The 19,302-nt window shown below is 45.8% G+C and carries 12 protein-coding genes; 7 read left to right on the top strand and 5 right to left on the bottom strand.

Translation table 11 applies throughout. The annotated features are described in order from the left end of the window. The first annotated feature begins 194 nt into the window (after positions 1–194). The 3 genes from Q1A41_RS04180 to Q1A41_RS04170 all read left to right on the top strand — a co-directional run bounded on the left by Q1A41_RS04180 (position 195) and on the right by Q1A41_RS04170 (position 6,285). Positions 195–2,441, top strand: a complete 2,247-nt coding sequence (locus Q1A41_RS04180; protein WP_299975108.1) for a TonB-dependent receptor — start codon at positions 195–197, stop codon at positions 2,439–2,441. 94 nt (positions 2,442–2,535) lie between these two features. Then, the gene (locus Q1A41_RS04175; RefSeq protein ID WP_299975106.1) at positions 2,536–4,218 is read left to right on the top strand and encodes an AMP-binding protein; all 1,683 of its coding nucleotides are present in this window, start codon (positions 2,536–2,538) and stop codon (positions 4,216–4,218) included. A gap of 363 nt (positions 4,219–4,581) precedes the next feature. After that, positions 4,582–6,285, top strand: a complete 1,704-nt coding sequence (locus Q1A41_RS04170; protein WP_299975103.1) for a methyl-accepting chemotaxis protein — start codon at positions 4,582–4,584, stop codon at positions 6,283–6,285. Between the two features lie 75 nt (positions 6,286–6,360). On the opposite strand, the gene Q1A41_RS04165 is transcribed toward Q1A41_RS04170, so the two are convergent. From Q1A41_RS04165 to Q1A41_RS04145, 5 genes are all read right to left on the bottom strand, one after another. Beyond that, positions 6,361–9,639, bottom strand: coding sequence for a sensor histidine kinase (locus Q1A41_RS04165; protein ID WP_299975100.1), 3,279 nt, complete (start codon positions 9,637–9,639; stop codon positions 6,361–6,363). Between the two features lie 646 nt (positions 9,640–10,285). Then, positions 10,286–11,779, bottom strand: coding sequence for a S41 family peptidase (locus Q1A41_RS04160; RefSeq protein WP_299975097.1), 1,494 nt, complete (start codon positions 11,777–11,779; stop codon positions 10,286–10,288). Between the two features lie 245 nt (positions 11,780–12,024). Continuing rightward, a complete protein-coding gene (locus tag Q1A41_RS04155; protein ID WP_299975094.1) occupies positions 12,025–13,158 on the bottom strand; it encodes an acyl-CoA dehydrogenase family protein in 1,134 nt (377 codons plus the stop codon). A 10-nt stretch (positions 13,159–13,168) separates the two neighbouring features. Beyond that, positions 13,169–14,374, bottom strand: coding sequence for an acyl-CoA dehydrogenase family protein (locus Q1A41_RS04150; RefSeq protein WP_299975091.1), 1,206 nt, complete (start codon positions 14,372–14,374; stop codon positions 13,169–13,171). Positions 14,375–14,431: 57 nt separating this feature from the next. Beyond that, the gene (locus Q1A41_RS04145; RefSeq protein ID WP_299975088.1) at positions 14,432–15,451 is read right to left on the bottom strand and encodes an NADP-dependent oxidoreductase; all 1,020 of its coding nucleotides are present in this window, start codon (positions 15,449–15,451) and stop codon (positions 14,432–14,434) included. 272 nt (positions 15,452–15,723) lie between these two features. Between Q1A41_RS04145 and Q1A41_RS04140 the strand changes: the two genes are divergently transcribed. From Q1A41_RS04140 to Q1A41_RS04125, 4 genes are all read left to right on the top strand, one after another. Continuing rightward, the gene (locus Q1A41_RS04140) at positions 15,724–16,500 is read left to right on the top strand and encodes a TetR/AcrR family transcriptional regulator (RefSeq protein ID WP_299975085.1); all 777 of its coding nucleotides are present in this window, start codon (positions 15,724–15,726) and stop codon (positions 16,498–16,500) included. Between the two features lie 15 nt (positions 16,501–16,515). After that, entirely contained in the window at positions 16,516–17,523 is a 1,008-nt protein-coding gene (locus Q1A41_RS04135; protein ID WP_299975082.1) for a helix-turn-helix domain-containing protein, read from the top strand. Positions 17,524–17,664: 141 nt separating this feature from the next. Further along, entirely contained in the window at positions 17,665–18,891 is a 1,227-nt protein-coding gene (locus Q1A41_RS04130; protein WP_299975079.1) for an FAD-dependent oxidoreductase, read from the top strand. Between the two features lie 88 nt (positions 18,892–18,979). Continuing rightward, entirely contained in the window at positions 18,980–19,300 is a 321-nt protein-coding gene (locus Q1A41_RS04125; protein WP_299975076.1) for a 2Fe-2S iron-sulfur cluster-binding protein, read from the top strand. Positions 19,301–19,302 lie beyond the last annotated feature (2 nt).

Here is a 19,302-nt window from a genome sequence, read left to right as displayed (position 1 = left end):
TGTTTGGCATAAGCCTTGACCGGAATTGCATATTTCTTCTTGATTTCCCTGCTTACACTGCAGAGCGTCGGTAAGCATGCTGACAATAAAGCCAGCTAGGGGCCATATAGCGCCCACTCAATTAATAATAACACTGGCATCCACGGTAATTTGAGCAACCCAATAATAACAATAGGCGGTTGTGAGGAGACATAATGAAACAGCAAAAGCAAAACCTTGCGGGCACTCACTCGCGCATGAAAAAAACTCTTTTAGCAACGGCACTCCTTAGTACTGTTCAAGCGCCTACACTCATGGCCAATAGTGTGGGAGCGATTATGGAAGAGGTCACCATAACCGCTCGCAAGAAATCCGCGGCTGAAAATGTACAAGATGTACCGATTGCGATTTCCGCCTTTAGCGACGAGAAGATTGAAGCTACACACGCGGTCACGCTTACCGATATTGGTGTATCAACACCGAATGCCAACTTAGCCCCTATTGGAACCATCCCAGGAGTCGCTAACTTCGTGATTCGAGGCATGGGAACTGTAGGTGCCAGCATCCCCTCACAAGATCCAGCGGTAGGTGTGGTCGTCGATGGAATGGCCTATGGAACTATTTATGGTGTAGTTACTGATTTATTTGATCTTGAATCCATTGAGGTTTTACGTGGACCACAAGGTACACTGTTTGGCCGAAACGTTACCGGCGGCGCCTTAAACTTGCGAACCAAACGCCCTAGCGACGAGTTTGAAGCAAAACTTAGGGCAAGCCTTGGCAACTATGAAACACGTGAGTTGTCAGCGCTAGTGCGCGGCCCACTCACAGAGAACCTTAATGGCAAAGTTTCCGTACTCTACAAAGAACATGGTGGCTATTGGGATAACCTTACTCTCAAACGCAAACACGGCGAGGCTGAATCAACCGTTGTGCGCCCTGCCATAAGTTATAACAGCGAAGGATTTGATATTTCCTTACTGACTGAGTTTGGCTCCATGGAGGGTGATGGCGCGGGTGTTCGCACCTACTGGGCCGATGGTGAGCAACTCTTTAATCCTTATGCGGATAACTTTACCCTACAAAATAAAACCGAAAGCAGCGATTTAGACTGGTATAACGTTATCGTTGAAGCAAACTGGGACCTTTGGGATGGCACGGTGACCGCCGTTCTAGGCTACCGCGATCTAGAGCAGTCTTTCGGCTCAGATCTAGACGGTTATAACACAGATCGATTTCGCTGGGCCCACGGCACCGGCTTAGTACAAGATCAATCTAGCTTAGAGTTGCGCTGGGCAGGACAGCTTGGTGACGCTATTAGCCTAACGACCGGCCTACACCTGTTCGATCAAGAATATACTTATAGTGAACGCCGCCTGTTGCTTAATATTCTTGATCGCCGCGGCCGCTCTACTATCGAGCACAGTACAGCCGGCTTATTCGCTCAGGCGGATATCAGCATGAGTGACGATATTGTTGTCACGCTGGGAGGACGCTTTACCCGAGAAACTAAAGACGCGGCAATCGGTATCATCGGTGACCCCAATGCCACAGGTGGTTGCGCGACTATCGACTTAAGACAACAGCCTGCAGGAACCGGTTTTGATGATCTGGATGCCGGTGTTGACATGGCAGATTGTCAGCAACCATTCCAAGATAAAGAAAGCTGGAGTAACTTTACTCCAAAGCTGGGCATCAATTGGGATATCAATGAGGATACTATCGCTTACGCCAGCTTCACCCGAGGCTTCCGTAGCGGCGGTTACAATGTTCGCTTTACTAGTTTTAACCCACTGGCAAGCCCAGGGCCTTATAATGAAGAAGTAGTAGATGCTCTAGAGGCCGGTTTTAAAACAACGTTGTTTGATAATCGCTTGCGAATCAACGGCGCAATATTCCGTAATGCCTACGATGATTTACAACGCACTGTTCTCGATGCTGCCGGCACCCAAGCAACATTAAATGCGGCGACCGCAACCGTACGCGGCGTAGAGCTGGAAACAGTTTGGTTGCTTAGCGAGAATCTAGTGGTAGAAGCAGCTGCGGGCTGGACTGACGCTGCCTATGATGAATTTCAGCACGTAGAAAACCTTACCGGCAAACCTGCCAGTGCCTTTAACTTTGTCATGTCGCCCGAATTTAATTCCAGCATTGCGACAACTTACAGCATGGATATCGAAGATTTAGGCAGCTTAGATTTCCGTCTTAGCTATGTTTTTGTTAACGATACCTTTGCAAATGATACAAATACGGCACCATTAAGCCAATACGAGCTGTGGGATGCCAGTGTTACCTTCCATGATAATGCAGGTAATATTCGTTTATCGCTGTTTGGCCGTAATTTAAAAGATGAAGTTTACTACGCCTTTGGTACCGATTTCTCGACATCGAGTTTAGCGGTAAAATCAAATTGGCTAACACCACCTAGAACCTATGGGGTACAGTTTACTTACAGTTTCTAGAATTAACGTTTTCAAAAGAGATTCAGAAGTACCTTTTTGTAAGCATCATGGCTAGGCCTTCGGGCCTAGCTTTATATCGCGGAGGAAATCATTCATGACACAGGCAATCGATCCTAACATCAGCCATGTAATCGGCCGACAAGATGTCAGCTTAATCGAGCAAACCATTGGTGGCCTACTCACTGAAGCGGCGCAGAAATACCCTGAACACGAAGCCATTGTCGCCTGCCAACAAGGTATCAGCTGGAACTACCGCGAGCTCAACCAACAAGCCGAGAATTTTGCCATTGCTTTATTAGAATTGGGATTGGAACCCGGTGATCGAGTTGGTATTTGGTCTCCCAATAATATTGAATGGATAATTACTCAGCTTGCCACCGCAAAGGCCGGCATGGTACTGGTAAATATCAACCCCGCTTACCGAAGCTCGGAATTGGCCTATGCCCTCAATAAAGTCGAGTGTAAAGCCTTGGTGTTAGAGCACCAATTCAAAACGTCTAACTATGTCGACATGATGAATGAACTGGCACCTGAAATAAGCCAACGTGGTGATCAGCAACTACAGAGCGAGAGCCTGCCCGCACTACGAGAGCTGATACTCATCGGTAAAGAAGCGCAAGCGGGCTATCATCTTTTTTCAGAAGTACTCGATAGCGCCCAGGAAAAAACTACGCAAAAGCTTGAGGACTTAGCCAGCACCTTGCAAGCTGACGATCCAATTAATATTCAGTTTACCTCCGGCACTACCGGACACCCAAAAGGCGCAACTCTCAGTCATAAAAACATTATTAATAATGGCTACTTTGTCGGGGAAGGTATCGAGCTTACAGAACTAGATCGCATATGTATCCCTGTACCTCTATACCATTGTTTTGGCATGGTGATGGGGGTTCTAGCGGCAATCTCGCACGGTTCTTGTATTGTACTCCCTGACGAGGCTTTCGATGCAAAAACCGTACTGAATGCCGTACAAAATGAAAAGTGTACAGCTCTCTACGGTGTACCAACTATGTTTAATATGGTGCTCGATGATGAAGAGTTTAGCCAATACGATTTATCGAGCCTACGCACTGGAATCATGGCCGGTGCAACGTGCCCTGTGGTATTAATGAACAGAGTTATTGCTCAGATGCACATGAAGGATGTCACTATTTGCTACGGCATGACAGAAACCAGCCCGGTAAGCTTTCAAACCTTAATTGGCGACAGTCTTGAAAAGCAAACGACCACAGTAGGACAAGTTCACCCACTGCTGGAAGTCCGCATCGTAGACGAAGACAACCAAACCGTTGCTCGTGGCGAAAAAGGAGAAATCTGTACCCGCGGTTATTCTGTAATGCAGGGCTATTGGAACGACGAGGAAAAAACTCAGGAGGCCATCGATTCCGAAGGCTGGATGCACACTGGAGATCTGGGCATTATTGATAGTGATGGCTACTGCATGATTGTCGGGCGCCTCAAAGACATGATCATACGCGGCGGTGAAAATGTATACCCCCGTGAAATCGAAGAATTTTTATATCATCACGAAGCCATTGCCGAGGTACAGGTATTTGGCGTACCGAGCGAAAGATTTGGTGAGGAAGTCTGTGCCTGGGTTCAACTTAAGCCAGGCTTCGAGCTTAGTGAGGAAGATATAAAAGAATACTGCAAGGGGAAAATTGCCCACTATAAAGTCCCGCGCTACTACCGCTTTGTAGATGAGTACCCAATGACAGTAACTGGAAAGATTCAGAAATTTGTCATGCGTGACCAGATGATTCAAACGATGAGTTAGCAGTGCAATGGCTCAGCCTTTCTTCGTCCTCGAAAGGCTGAGCATTTTTTACTAAACCTGCCTTCTTATTGATAGGCTTTAAGCCTAACTCAATTACCGCCCTCTTAATGTAGCTTATTTTCCGACAGCAAACCTCGCCCTTTCTGTTATCTATTAGATTAACCGCCATGAAGTCAGTGCGACAGGGTTCAAGGTGATTTAAAACTCAATTTAATCGTTACCGTACTGCAAAATTGCACAATGGCCTTCAAATTCACGGATAAGAGGTTTTATACGTCAAAATAAGCACTAGGTTGCCTAAATATTTCAACTATGCACCCGATAGCTTAAGCAACGACTCACTGATCAACAAACGGACTTGCTATGTCTATACGGAGTAAACTGACAGCCCTTTCTGGTTTGGCCATTGCCCTATTAATCGCCAACCTCATCGCACTAAAGCTTGCAGAAACCAAAGAGCTGAAACTCGCCGAAGAAGCTAAGCTGCGATATCTATCCTTTCAACTTGCCGATGAGTTTCGCCAAACCTCTCAAGACTTAACCCGTCTAGGACGCAGCTATGTAATTACCGGCGATGAATCATTCAAGGACGCCTACTGGGATATTGTAAAGTGGCGCTCCGGCGATTCTACCAGACCAACAGATGTTCATACCGAGCTAAGTCCTGATAAGAAAATCGCACAAATAGATCTAATGAGGTCTTTAGGCTTTAGCAATGAAGAGCTAAACCTTCTTGCAAAAGCTGGGCAGCTTTCCGATGACTTGATTGCCACTGAAACCCAAGCCATGGATTCGATTAGCGAGGGCTTTATCGTCGAAGGCCCTTATCAGGCCCAAGGCGAGGAAAGTGTTAGAGCATTTGCTAGCCGCATCCTATTTGATGACAACTATCATCAAGAAGTCAGTAAAATTATGATGCCTGTGAACCGTTTCTTTAAAGCACTCGACAATAGGACTGCCGCGACATTGGAGGCTAGTAAAAGTGAGGCTGCATTATGGAGAAATATTTCCAGTGGTATTAGCTTCGCCATTCTGGCAATTGTCATAGCTACTTTGTTGTTTAGTACGCACTATATCTTACGGCCTCTAAAAAAAGCGGCCATGGCCATGTCTGATATCAGCAATGGCGAAGGTGATCTAACCCAAAGACTTCTCTATAAAGGCGACAGTGAAATCAGCGACTTATCGAAAGCCTTTAACAGTTTTGCCAATCATATTCAAAAAATGGTGCAAGACTTGAATGGCACGTTTCATAATATACATGATTCATCGGAACAGCTCAGTACTACGGCTCAAGATACTAATCAATCCATAAAGCAACAACAGCAAATGCTGACAAATCTCCATGGAGATATTGATGAACTGGTTCCTACCGTGCAAAGTATCGCAAGGGATGCTCAATCAGCAGCCGAAGAAGCACGGGAATCCAGCGAGGAAACTCAACAGGCCATCGCCATCGTAGATGGCTCAATAAATGATATCCAACAACTATCCAGTAATATTCGATCGGCTTCGGAGGTTGTCACCGATCTAGCCACCGACACGAATGAAATTGGTTCAGTAATCGATGTTATTCGCGGCATTGCAGAGCAAACAAATTTACTCGCACTTAATGCCGCAATTGAATCCGCCCGTGCCGGTGAACAAGGTAAGGGTTTTGCAGTCGTTGCCGATGAGGTTAGGCAGCTGGCCAAACGAACCCAAGACTCTACACAAGAAATTCAAAACATGATTGAAAAGCTACAGCAAGGTGCTGGCAAGGCGGTAGATTCGATGAGTCAAAGCGCCGAAAAAGCAAGCGCCTCAGCGGACAATGCCAGCAGCGCTGGTGCCTCGCTTGGAAAAATCAATAGCGCAATCAATGCAATTGATGATAAAAATCAGGCGATCGCGCAATCCAGTAAGGCGCAAAGCAAAACCATCTTGTCCGTGAAAGAGCTTGTGGACAGTATTCAACAACAGCTCTCGAGCACTTCGCAAGGCGCTGAGCTCACCACCGAAAACAGTATCCGGGCAAGCCAAATGACCAGCCAGGCGAGCCAGCTCATTAGTCGTTTTAAGGTATAAATTAATTACTCGGAATGCTTAAAGGCTTATTATTTGCTTCAAACAGCGCTAAGTATAGTCTGGGAAGTTTAGACTTTATTCTTGCTGTTTTTGGGTGGGCATAAGCACTGTAAAACAAGCTCCCCCGAGCTTGCTTTTTTCGCATGCAATATGTCCACCCAATACATTCGAAACCAGATTAACCAATGCATGCAAGCCTAAACCAAGATTTGAAGTGTCTTTAGAGGTAAATGGGTCAAAAACTGATCCCATCAGATCAGGGGGTATGCCACAACCATTGTCCTCCACTATTATCAGTAATTGCGGCCGTTTAGATTGCGTACTAGTGACCCACTGCATGCTTACTACCACCAAAGGATCTTCTACTGCTGTGCTGCCATCACTATCATCGCTATTAAGTTGTGCCCAATTTTGACCAGAAAAACCATGTTGCAAAGCATTGCAAACCAGCTCAACAAGTATCTCCGACACAAGGACCTGACAGCTGTGAACCACATAATCCCCATCAACCTTTAGAGACAGTCTAGCTGGACTGTCCGCTATTTTCTCTTTTAGTAACTTGGGCAGAGCATGAACTACCTCGGATACATTGACTTCCCCGAAGTTGTAGTCGCTCCCCTCTACTGAAATTCGTTTGAAACTCCCCACCAGATTACTTAATCGTTCTACATTGGCATTTAGCAGTGTTTGGCTATCTGATACTTTTCGGTAACGCGATGACACTGGCCTATCTTCATTTCGGTCTATTCCAAATGCTTGAAACAACTCCAAGGTATTTTTTTGTAACACAGAAAGCGCCATGCTTATCACGCCTAAGGGGGTATTAAACTCATGTGCAACGCCGTTAACCAAGCGCCCAAGCGCGGCCTGCTTCTCACTTAGGGCCAATGCAGTATGTGCGCTCTGCAAGCTCTCTGTGCGTTCCTGCACCAGCTGCTCTAACTCCATTTTCTTTTTTCGATAGTAACTAATCCTCCAGCGATAAATAGCGAATAAAAAACCTATAAAAACGATAAGCACCAAGGCATAAAACCAATAGCTTTGGTACCAAGCTGGTAAGACTGTGATAGGCATTGTTAATTCAAAATCGGACCAAACACCTAGACGGTTGGTCGATTTCAGTTTAAACGTATAGTCGCCAGGAGGTAAGTTAGAGTAGGTCGCCCGTCGAAAATCAGCGCCGACTTCTCCCCACTCCTCCGAAAAGCCCTCTAGAAAGTATTTATATCTAATATATTGCGGGCCTGAGTACTCTAATGCGGAAAAACTTATTGAAAACTCTCTCTCCTCAGCTGCTAACACAAGCGACTCTAAACTGCCTTGCCTTGCCATGCCCTTAACAAATACATCATTAATCTTAAGCAAGGGCTGATGCTCCCATTCGGAGAAATTCTTTAACCGAAAAACTTGCAATCCTGAACGCCGAGCAGTTACGACATCCCCATTATTTCTAGTCACAAAGCCCAATAAAAACCCAGTATTGCGAAGTGCTCCATCACCTTCTGTAATTGCTCTATAGGCTTTACTTTCTTTCGACCAATAGACTCCATCCCCCCATAGATAGTTGTCATCATGCTCCGTCCATAAATAACTATTATTATCACTGGAGAACTCCTTCTTTAACACAAAGGACTTATTGGGCTTCTCTTTTAAACTGAACACTGAAAAACTGGTACTAAAAAACGTCCTGCCTGAAGGAAGGGTGTACCCAATAATAAACTGCGGCTCGGATTTGGTATCAACACCTTCAAAAGTATATTTAAAATCTTCCACATGATAACTACCCGGCTTTAACCAATAGAGCTGGCCATAGGCCATTAAAACAACTCTATCATCATCGAGTATGACCGCACTAAAAGGTGAGGCTCTGTCTGAAACATCCAGGCTTTGCATATCGCATGAAAAATCCTCTGTACTCTTGACAACAAACGCATCTGCAGGGTCGGTAAGCAACATCCCGCCATCGGGTAACGCTTTTAGATCCAAAGCATCATTGGGGCTGAGGCCGGATGCGGTAAAACACTGAACGCGCTGCCACTGTAGGCCCCCAATAGATTCGTCACTAGTAAGCTTTTTTCTATATCTAAACGTTCCCGACGCAGAAGTATTAATGAATAAATCCCCCGAACGATCGAACGCCATTTCTTTGATATTATCACTCGGCAACTGGAGTACTGTGTCAGATTGGCTTGTAATCGTGTATTGAAAACGGTCTTGCGCATCAAAAACATCGATACCGCCTCCTAAACTCGACACCCATAATTCACCATTTTCCAAGCCCACTATCGCTGTAATCTCTGAGCTGACACCAGGTCTCTTTACGCTAGGACTGTAAAGTAATGAGCGCGAGAAACGCCTAGAGGGCGTAACGAACCATATGCTCCCCCCCCAAGTTCCAAACCATATTATCCCATTATTGTCTTCATGAAGTGTTGACATGGTATTTTTAGGGAATGTCATTGGGCGATAACGATCACCTTCTTCTTTTTTCTTAAGCGCTGCGGTCTCAAAATCGTAAATAATAAGCCCGTTATCACGAGAACCCAACCATACCTCATCCTCGACACGTAAAAACTTTCTAGCTAGAGCATACGAGCCTATTTTTTGGGGTTGCGCTTTACCATCAAACAAATATACGCCACTGCTCCAAGTCCCAACCCACATCCGGTTTTTCTCGTCCAGGTAGATATCACGTACATTTGATTTTTTCAGATTGACGCTGCCCTCCCCCGATATATTCGTAAAAACATGCGACTCAATGTCAAAGGAATACATGCCACTGATAGATCCAAGCAAAAGATCACCGCTGTTGCCCTGCCGAATTACGTTGAACTTGCGACCTTTTTTATCAGGCAAATCATAGTGCTGAAATGTTTCGCTCTCAAAATCAAAATAATCGAGCCCTTTATCGGTTGCCAGCCATATACCTTCGTTGCCATCCAATAGCAGACCATGAATGCGGTCATTCACCAAACTACTGTCATCTCCCGGTTTATGGGCAAACACTTCGAACTGCCTACTTTGCTCATCAATCCTAACAAGACCATTTCCAATTGCCCCTGCCCAAATAACACCATCAGGAGCCGCAATAATTGACGAGATGTATGCCTTACCCAAAAGCTCACCATCTTGGTTTCGATAGTCCAGTTTCTTATAGTCATAACCATCGTAATTAAATACCCCGTCTCCCGAAGCTACCCATAGAAGACCACTGGTCGAGGTGGCCATAGCAACTATATAAACAGGAACATTACCCGTATCGACTTTGAGATAATTTGGGCTTGCTTGATCAAACAAACTAAGTTCAATTGAAGCTGCTGGAGCCAATAAAGGCAGCAACAACACCAATTTCACAATTGATAATAGCGTACGCATAAGCAACTAATAAAAGAAGGAAGGACAAAACAAGTGTAATCAATACCCACAACTTTGCTAAGTTTACGGCCAAACATGTCGTGCCATTCCTCAATCCAAGCCTTATTGGACTAGGCACGTAATACAGCTACTGAAGATCCACACTCACCTTTCAAGACAAGGGGATAGTCAAAACAAAGCTCATAGCAATAAGGTCTGTCAGATCATCAAAGTAAGTATTTTTAGACGCAAAACAAAATGGGAGAACATTTGATTTACAGTAAGCGCTACTCACCTGAGTTCACAGCAAAAAGCTTAGGCCTATGATTACGAGGTGGAGCTGACCACCTTTCTTTGGAGGGCAGTAGGAAACTACGGGTACACCGCTATGTAAATTTGTCATTAAAGTGTCAAATAGACAGATGACTCAATAGCTTAACGATTGGGTAGCAAGTTCATATGAGGAAAGCAAGCAACGACAGTCAGACTATGCTTTTTTGAAACATCCGCCGGACAAGCGAACACCTTAGGCACCCGAACCCTAAAATCAACCAGAAAAATAATGGCCCATGAATGTTCATTAGGCGAAGGCAAACAGCCGCAATAAATAAGTACACACAAGAACGAGAGATCCGTAAATTGAACCCTATTGAGATTCCAGCCATTTTAGTGCGGCCTCTAATGCCTTTGCAGGCTTTAGTTTTACATCAGGCTCTATATAGAGTTTTTTATTACCTTCGTTATCAATGGCCTGCGCACCACTCAAGACAAGAATATCACCATTAGATAGTGGCATTGCCGCATTAGCACTCAGCATCGCCGCACTAGCTTCACCAAAAAACCGGGTATTCGGCCTTTCTCTGAGGGCCAGAGCAAGGGATTCCGCAGCACTTGCCGTATTTTTATCTATAAGCACGGCAAGCGGAAAGTTAGGGTTGAGTAATGAAACTATTTTATGGGAATACGTGACTCTTTCTTTTCTCACAGCACCATCAAGCAGGCTGATTCCTGCATCTGAAATATGGTAAAAGAGCTGCCGCCCCTTATTGGTGATCATGCCAGAAGCTCGCCCTTTTGCGAGCAGAGGATAGACCATATCCATAAGTGACACACTATTTCCACCTGACATGCCTCGCAAATCCAAAACCCACGAGGTCAATCCTTCTTGATAAAGTTCACTGATACGGGCAGAAGTACTCTCAATTGAAGCCTGAATATGCTCAATGGAAGAGTGAGGGTAAACAATCTTTGCATAAGCATAGCCATCACGCCGCTCAACAATGTTTCGAGTGTTCCTAGAAATAGCTTTAGGATAGCCTAGAATATTGTTATCTATATAAGATGTATGTCTGTGATTTAACGAGGCCACAAGGGCCTTAAAATAAGCAACGACTTCCCTTTCACTACGAGTCGATCTCGCTGCTGAGATTAGATCAGCGTATAACTGTGTCATATCTAATTTATCGGAAAAATAAAAGTTATCTTCAAGCAGCTGGTAAAACTCCTCCGCTAAGGGTAAAGCATTGTATTGTTCAGTTATCTTGGCTGATTCACCTTTTTTAGCGGATCCCAAGCTTGGGCCTATAATATAAGGGCTTAGCGAAACATCATCTAAGAGCACCCGCCCTTTCCCAAACAACATTAGCCCTAGGCTAACCGAGCTGGCATTTTCCAACCTCGGGACAACAAATTCATACTGTTGCCAGTCACTATCTCCGAAGATCGGTGTTGCTTTCATATCCTCTTTAAAAATTCTCTGATGGCCAGACTTCACAGTTAGAAACAAGTGGGCACCACCCTCCACGCCATCACTGTACACCGAAGCTCTAAATACCGTTGTGTTTTCTTGAATTAACTTAATATCAGGGGATGACATCAAACGAGCCATAGCCTTTTCCCCTGCAGCATCGATACCGATAGCGGTATTGCCATCTGCCCGCTTAACATGACGAAATGCAGCATTCCCTTTGGCAGAATAACGCCAAGAAATTAACGGTAAACTGTCTTCTGGTTTAGCACTAGCTAAAGGCGAAAAATCATTAAAATCGGAGACTATTGGCTGTGCCAATACTGTAAAGGCAGGTAAAAGAGCAGCCAGCAAGCTTATTACAAAGCCCTTCACACCTTGCAACAGTAGCATAAGATATCCTTTCTTTTTGATTGTTTATCCTTAATAACGAGATTAACGTCAGATCGGGTTAAGGCTAATCTTATCTTCGCTCAGACGTATTTGCCAATTACTTTCCTGGGCAGCTTCGCCAAACACATGCGTAACGGCATAAAATAGCTTTCAATCCAGTTTCGAAGCCGCTCATACAAAAAAGGGCAGCCTTATTCAGGCTGCCCTTTGATTTGCATAATGTAGCAGGAAACGCTCAATACGCTTTAGGCCATCGCCTGCGTATAACGCTTTAAGTGGTAATCAGTATTCCCAAATAAAGTGTCAATGATGGTTAAGCGCTTAAAGTAGTGACCTACATCTAGCTCATCCGTCACACCCATACCACCATGCAATTGCACAGCTTCCTGGCCAACCAGCTTTGCGGCCTGACCGATACGAGCTTTTGCCGCCGAAACAGCAGTACCGGCATCTTCAGCATTAGCGTCAAATTTCATAGCCGCCATTAGCAACATTGATTGGGCCTGCTGACATTCAACAAACATATCTGCCATGCGATGCTGCAGAGCCTGGAAGAAAGACAGCGTAAAGCCAAATTGTTTACGAGTTTTGGTGTACTCTACCGTTTTAGTAAGTAAAGTTTCCATATTACCTAAAGCTTCTGCACAAACCGCTAGGCGAGCGCGATCCATCACACGACTTAGCGCAGCGAAAGCACTACCCTCTTGTCCAATTAAGGCATCGGCCGCTACTTGCACATTGCTAAGCTTAATATCGGCACCGGTAAAGCCATCAACGGTGGTGTAGGCCACGCGCTCTAGCCCCTGTGCTTCAGCAGGCACAGCAAATAATGACAAGCCTGCCTCATCATTTTGGGCACCATTAGTGCGAGCAAGCACTAAAATTGTATCCGCATTGCCGCCGTTTAAAACCGCGATCTTCTCACCACTGATGCTATAGCCATCGTCTGATTTTTCAGCTTGGGTTTTACAATTAGCCACATTGTAGCGAGCTTGCTTTTCTGCATAGGCTAGCGCCAGTTGTTGCTCACCGCCGATCACTGAAGCTAACAGCGCTTCTTTTTGTGGGCCTGAAGCTAGTTCAGCCACAGCGCCACCGGCCAATACGCAGTTGGCCAAGAATGGCTCAATCACTAAACCTTTACCAAAGGCCTGCATGATTACCATTAAATCGCTGGCTGTGCCGCCATAGCCGCCATCGGCTTCGGAAAAACCCATGCCTAACCAGCCTAATTCGGCAAACATGGCCCAGTGCTCAGCACTGTAACCCAAATCAGAATTCACCAATTCACGACGTGCTTCAAAGTCGTAGTCACTGCTCACAAATTTTTCAATGCTGTCTTTTAACAGCTGTTGTTCTTCGCTTAATGAAAAGTCCATGTTCTTCTCCTTACAGACCCAACACGGCCTTACAAATAATGCCTTTTTGAATTTCGTTGGTACCGCCGAAAATCGATTGCTTACGGTTATTGAAATAGTGCGGACCAGTATTAGTTTCAAACCAATCGCCAATTCGCTCGCCTTCAAAGCCGTCATGATACTGTGCCTGAGTAAACGGCATGGCGTGGTAACCTGCAAGCTCAACAAACAACTCATCGATAGCTTGCATAACTTCCGTACCTTTAATCTTCAAAATAGAAGATTCAGGGCCGGGGGCACCGCCAGAAGCAACTGCAGCTAAAGTACGTAGTTCAGTGTATTCTAAAGCGGTTAAATCCAACTCAACATTAGCCACTTTGGTACGGAACATTTCATCTTGCCAAAGTATACCTTCACCGTCGTGGGCTGGAGTTTCTTGAGCCAAGCTCTTAACTTTTTCCAAACGCACTTTAGAATTTTGCACATTGGCAATACTGGTACGCTCGTGAGTCAACAACAACTTAGCGTAGGTCCAACCTTTGTTTTCTTCACCAATAAGATTGACCGCTGGCACACGCACATTATCGAAATGAACTTCGTTCACTTCACGCTCTTCGTCCAGCGTCAAAATAGGTGAAACACTAATACCCGGGGTCGACATATCGATTAAGATAAAGCTAATGCCCTGTTGCTTCTTTGGTGCATCAGGATCTGTACGCACTAGACAAAACATCCATTCAGCCCAGTGGCCCAGTGTCGTCCAGGTTTTTGTACCATTAATGATATAGTCATCACCATCACGTACGGCACTGGTTTTTAAAGCGGCCAAATCAGAACCTGCGCCAGGCTCCGAGTAACCCTGACACCACCATACATTGGATTCCAAAATATCAGGTAAAAAGCGTTTTTTCTGCTCTTCATTACCGTAGGTGTAAATCACCGGCGCCACCATAGTGACACCAAACGGAATAGTACCCAAAACATGAGCTCTGGCTTTTTCTTGTTGCACAATATATTTCTGGGTAGGCGTCCATCCGGTACCACCATACTCCACCGGCCAGTTTTCAGCCAACCAACCTTTGTCGTTCAAAATCTTTTGCCAACGAATAAAATCTTCTTTCGTTGGGTGTATATTATTCTTAATTTTTTCCTGAATATCTTTTGGATAATGCTCCGCAAAGAACTGACGAACTTCCTGCTGAAAGTCCAGCTCTTCTTGGGTAAAGTCAATATTCATGATTTACTCCATTTACTTTTGCTAGGTATTTATATTCAAAATTCGTAAAGCCAGCTTTTAGCCTAGCTTTACCACTTGCTTACCAAAATTTTTGCCTTTTAGCATACCGCGGAACGCCTCAACAGCATTATCGATACCTTCGGCAACGGACTCGCGGTATTTCAGCTCACCGTTTTTGATTTTGTTGGCCAGTAGTGCGGTCGCTTCGCCATGTTGCTCTTGCCACTCAGTAACTAAAAAGAAACGGTGCTCAGGTGGCTCTTCTAGTGCGCCAAAAACATGGAACGGAGTTTCAACCGCAGCCATATCTTCGGCGTTATAGGCTGATACATAACCACAGACCGGCACACGGGAACCTTTGTTGAGTAATTTGGCTACGGCACGAGTAACAGCACCGCCGACATTCTCAAAATAGATATCAATGCCATTTGGGCAGGCCGCCGCTAGATCAGCATCCAAATTGCCAGCTTTATAATCAACGCAAGCATCAAAACCTAATTCTTCAGTGACATAGCTACATTTTTCATTGCCGCCGGCAACACCCACCACGCGCAACCCCATCGACTTGGCAACTTGGCCAACCAATGAACCCACCGCACCCGATGCCGCAGACACCACGATAGTTTCGCCCGCTTGTGGTTTGCCTACTTCAGTCAAACCGAAATAGCCCGTACGCCCAGGCATACCTGCCGCCCCCAAAAACACAGACAGCGCCAAGCCCTTAGCATCTACTTTGTAAATCATTGGCTCATCGGCCTTGGCAATATAATGGGTCTGCCAACCGGTGTAGGCGGTCACCACATCCCCTACTTTATAGGCATCGGTCTTGCTGGCGACTACTTCACCTACGGCTTCACCAACAATCACAGCACCAATCTCTACAGGATCCATATAACCCTGCATATCGTTCAGCCGTGGACGCATATAAGGATCTAGTGATAAGTATTTGTTTTCTATTAGAAATTCGCCATCCTGCAGCTCACGTACAGGGCTTTGCTTGATTTCAAAATCCTCGTCACGAACTTCGCCATTGGGACGTTGCTTAAGGGTTATCGCGGTGTTCATTGGCGCAGTCATAGCGGTGCCTCATTGTTTGAATTGACAAAAATCTCGCCGTTGCAGTCATCATCAAAACGTAAATTTCGTTGCGAGACTGAAACAAATTCGTTATGGTTCTTTAAAAAAGAGCGAGCGTTCGCTATTTATCCTAGATAGCGAGACATTCGTCAAGACCTGTGAAAGCTTTGGTCAAGTTTCGGCGTACTCAGCGCCAAATTTGTCTCTTTTGCACAGTCCCAGCGACGCAGAACAATAGGCATGCATCCACAAGCAAACCATGGGGAAGCAATATGAGGAACGACAACACGGCCAATTGGCCCCAAGAACAGTGCTTTGCAAGCTTCAAGCATTGCCTGCCCGTTTGTCGTGAATCGGTATATAGCGAGTTCTTTGAAGCTTTTCGCGAAGATATTAAGGTTAAGCGAGAAAGTGCTGCGGTAAAAAATCTTAAGATTATCTTTGATGCAACCTTTGAGCTGGCCAGTAAGGGCGGCTTTGATGCGATGAGCCTGCGTGACCTTAGCCAAAGCACAGGCATCAGTATGGGCGGTTTATACAACTATATCCGCAGCAAAGACATGCTGGCCCAAATGGTAAATGACTTCCTTAGCCAACGACTGGCGCCACTGGCCTACTCCCTGAATTTAGAAAGCGGCAGCCCAAGGCAACGCCTAGCCACAAGGCTTCGCATCTATATTTATATGGGCAGCTTGTTTCGCCCCTGGTATCGCTTTGTGTACATGGAATCAAAATCTATGGCGCGCCAACAACGAGATCAAGCCAAACAATTTGACCTCGTTGATACCGCCAAACTTAAAGAAGTGATTGAAGAAGGTGTCGCCGCAGGAGAGATGCATTGCGCCAATAGCGAGCTCACAGCATCTGCGCTACTGGCCTTAATTCAAGACTGGTATTTGAAATCTTGGAAGTACAAACAAAACGAGACCAGTACGGACGATTACGCGAATTTCTTAGTGTCCTTGATGGACAAGTTACTGGCCGATAATGACCAACACACTCATGATCAGACTGGTTACAATGACCACTCTGGCAAAAATAACCAATAGACAGCAGATATAGCCATGCCAAATATTGCTCTGATTGCTTACGACGGCTGCTACACCTCAAGCCTCGCTAAGGTGCAGGACAACCTGCACATCGCAAACGCCTACTGGCGCAAACAACATGGGGATACCGAGGGGCAATTTGCCACCAAGGTGCTGTCCATGGATGGTCAAGGTGTTGCCTCTGTCGGCGGCCTTAGCTTTAATGTTGACGGCGACATAAGCCTTGCCGATGACTGCCAAGTCATTGTGGTGCCCTCTTTGTTTTACGAAGGTGAATTGCCTTTTGGTCGCAAGCTCAAACAAATGGCACCGATGGTAGATTGGCTTCGCCAACAACATGGCAAAGGTAAAACCATTATGGGGCATTGCACCAGCAGCTTTATTATCGCGGAAACCGGCTTGCTCAATGGCGGCATCGCTACCACGAGTTGGTGGTTAGAAAAGAAATTTCGCCAACGTTACCCCAATATTGAGCTCAATATCCGCCAGTTGTATATCGAACACCAGCGCGTGATGACAGGTGCTGCTGCTAACTCAGAACAGCTAATGACCCTGCGTTTGATTGAACGCTTTATGGGCAAGAGCATTGCCAACCAATGCGCGAAAGCCACCTTATTGAATACCAATGAAGTTGAACAAACCGCCTTTTTGACTTTAGAAAACCAGCTTGAGCATAACGATCCACTGGTCAGCAAAGCTCAGGCTTGGCTACAACGCAATATGAAAGAGCGTTTTTCACTGAATCAGTTAGCCGACGAATTGGCTGTTAGCACACGCACTTTGATTCGTCGCTTTAAACAAGTATTGGATGAAACACCCAATCGCTATTTGCAGAATCTGCGTATCGATACCGCTAAGCGCATGCTGGAAAACAGCGGCTTACCGGTAGAAAGTGTCATGCTGCAAGTTGGCTACACAGACTTGAGTTCATTTAGTCGACTGTTCCAGCGAAAAACCGGTTTGACTCCACGAGCTTATCGCCAGCGCTTCCATAATCAGCAGCGTTCCGGTACCGACGGTTAAGAGATTTGCAGCAAATTGTCACTGCCAATGCGATGTGGCTACCCTAATATGGTAGCCACTGTTCTATACAGCCTATAATAAACTGCTTTGTCGCATTCGCGCGATAGAAGTCAAACAACAGTGGGATAATAGAGAGACATTATGCAAGGCAACTGTATCATTATCGGCGCTTCACACGCCGCCGCGCAGCTTGCGCCAAGTTTGCGTCAGGAAGGCTGGCAAGGCCGCATTATCATTATCGGCGACGAGCCACATGCCCCCTACCACCGCCCACCGCTATCAAAAACATTTCTAAGCGGCGAAAAAACCTTACAACAATTATTGATTCGCCCACTCGCGGCTTACGACAAAATTGACGCCGAGTTTATGCTGGGACAACGTGTAGATAGCATTGATCGCGAAAACAAAAGCATCACCCTTGATAATGGCGAAACCCTTAGCTACGAAAAGCTCGCACTTTGCACCGGCTCAAGACCGCGCCAGATTCCATTGCCCGGAGTCGAGCTCTCTGGTGTGCATTATTTGCGCACAGTCGCCGATATCGAAAGCATTCGTGCACATTTAGATAAGAGCCAAAAACCCGCGAAAGCCGTCATCATTGGTGGCGGTTATATTGGTCTAGAAACGGCAGCGGCACTCAATAAGCTTGGTGTAGAAGTTACTGTTTTAGAAATGATGGAGCGAATTTTACAGCGGGTTACCGCCCCCGTTATCTCAGAGTTTTATCAGAACATCCACACAGAAGCTGGCGTAAACATTCTTACCTCAATGGGTGTCGATGCCATTCAAGGTGAAGCTAAAGTGGAATCTGTGCTCTGTAGCAATGGCGAAACCTTTGCTGCCGATGTGGTGATTATTGGCGCAGGTATCATACCCAACATCGAACTTGCCGAAGCAGCAGGCCTTACGATCGACAATGGCATTGCCGTAGACGCCTACGCTCAAACCAGCGATCCAGATATCGTCGCCGCCGGTGATTGCAGCTCTTACCCTCATAAACTGATTGGTAGCCGGGTGCGACTCGAAAGCGTACCTAACGCTACTGAGCAGGCCAAAACCGCTGCAGCCAGTATCTGCGGCAAGCAAATCGACAATCACACGCACCCTTGGTTTTGGTCAGATCAATACGACATTAAACTGCAAATTGCCGGCTTTAATATGGGCTATGATCAGGTACTGGTACGCGGAGACAATAATAGCCGTGCCTTCAGTGTTTGGTATTTTAAAGGTGAACAATTATTAGCCGCTGATTGCATCAACCAAGCCAAAGAGTTTATGCAAGCCAAGCAATTACTCGCCAAAGGCATAAATCCGAGTCCTGGACACGTATGCGATACAGATTTTGATTTAAAATCGCTGTTGGCTTAGGCTACAGCCAAACAAAGCTCCGTATAAAACTTCAGTATAAACGGAGCAAACAAAAGAAAGTGATTAGCCAAAGGAAAAGAGGAAAACCATGCCTTTAATTAACTATGTCGATGCCAGTGGCAACCAGTTTGAAGCCGAAGTCGAGGTTGGCAGTAATGTCATGCAGGGTGCTGTCGACAATATGATCGATGGTATCTTGGCTGAATGCGGTGGTGCATGCGCCTGTGCTACCTGCCATTGCTACGTCGACGAAGCATGGCAAGATAAAGTGCCAGCTGTTGAAAGCGCCGAGCAAGACCTATTGGAAGCCGTTGTCGACCCGAAAGACAATAGCCGCCTTAGCTGCCAGTTAGTCGTCACTGAAGAAATGGATGGTATGGTAGTGCATCTACCCGCTTCGCAATATTGATT

The sequence above is a fragment of the uncultured Pseudoteredinibacter sp. genome (assembly GCF_947502065.1).
In the GTDB taxonomy this organism is placed as follows: domain Bacteria; phylum Pseudomonadota; class Gammaproteobacteria; order Pseudomonadales; family Cellvibrionaceae; genus Pseudoteredinibacter.
This window is presented reverse-complemented; position numbering and strand designations above follow the sequence as displayed.